Source organism: Paenibacillus sp. J5C2022, from assembly GCF_025567625.1.
Classification (GTDB): Bacteria; Bacillota; Bacilli; order Paenibacillales; family Paenibacillaceae; genus Pristimantibacillus.
In genome coordinates this window covers 1-939 of sequence record NZ_JAOQJC010000119.1, presented here as the reverse complement: position 1 = coordinate 939, position 939 = coordinate 1, and the positions used below count along the sequence as shown (strand labels likewise).

Below are 939 nucleotides of genomic sequence, written 5' to 3'. Positions count from 1 at the left end.
AACCTTTGGTGATCTTGTGGATTAGCTTTGCATCCGTGCGTTATATGTATACTTAACTTTCTATCTCATTATCTCCTGCACGTAAACACTTTTCAATAAACGGGTTGGTAGATGTACTTGCTGCATTCAGGTGGGGGGAAGGATGTGATAAGTGGTTGTCAAAAAGTGACTTGTTAGAATAATCAGGTACATATAATTGTGCTAATTGTGATATGGGGGAAATGAGCTTATGTCAATCCATTTTAGTGAAAAGAACACCTATTGCTCTCTTAGAGCTACTTTCATAAGTGCACCTCTTTTGACTTTAATCTCGACTAACGTTCCTGTGTTCACGACAACTAGCGAAACGCGAAGTGTGGCCAGCTGTGTTACTTCCCTACCAATCTCATCAGTCCATATCGAGGGATGAACGTCCCGATACATGATTATGATGTTAAATGAAGTTCTCTGAATTACTGAACAAAATCAATTAATTTAATATCTTGTAACATCTGTTGTAGTTTCTTCATTCTCCAATAGGTAACATCCAATATTTGTTCAATAAGTGGTTTTAACATATAGAATAGACAAAATATCATTACAATTAATGCAGTTATCTGAATTACAACAATTAACCCGTTAGTATATTTGTCTAACAACCACTTAGTTAACATTGCTACGGTTGGAATTAATAAGACAGTACTTATTGTATAAAATGGTTTTAATATACTTTCGCTTACCTTTAGCCTAGGGAGTTCATCTTTCATTTGCTCTAATAAGATATCGATTTGAGACAATTTATTTATTTTTCTCTTATTTAATATTTGTTTTAAAGTAATTATATTATGATCATAAATGTCTTCGGAAGTTCCAACATGCTTTATTACAGTCTTCCTTAATTCATTTCCAAAGTATAGACCTCCCCCGGCAGCCATAAAAAACATAATAATTTGCAACCAA

At 33.7% G+C, this 939-nt stretch carries 1 protein-coding gene; it reads right to left on the bottom strand.

The features are described 5' to 3' along the window. Positions 1-452 precede the first annotated feature (452 nt). Positions 453-939: hypothetical protein (locus M6D81_RS31550; RefSeq protein ID WP_262681635.1), on the bottom strand; the 487-nt coding region annotated here is incomplete at its 5' end.